Below are 234 nucleotides of genomic sequence, written 5' to 3'. Positions count from 1 at the left end.
AAATGTTGTAGAGGTTGTTTGGGTGAAACAAAAAAATACTGGATTTGGAACCGGAGTAAAGAAAAAAACAGAACATTTTTGCTGGATAATGCCTGCAACCAATCATGTAAATTTGGGATTTAACTATGGTGCGGAACTTCCTGACCCAAAAAGTCTACTCGAAGGGACAGGTAAATTATTCAGACACATCAAAATCAAGTCTATTGAGCAGTTATCTGACAAGGACTTAATTAA

1 protein-coding gene is annotated in these 234 nt (G+C 35.9%); it reads left to right on the top strand.

What is annotated here, in order from left to right:
* Positions 1–234: DUF1801 domain-containing protein (locus RMT89_RS45550; RefSeq protein ID WP_315889622.1), on the top strand; the 234-nt coding region annotated here is incomplete at both ends.

This window comes from Streptomyces sp. P17, from assembly GCF_032436805.1.
Lineage (GTDB): Bacteria > Actinomycetota > Actinomycetes > Streptomycetales > Streptomycetaceae > Streptomyces.
This window is presented reverse-complemented; position numbering and strand designations above follow the sequence as displayed.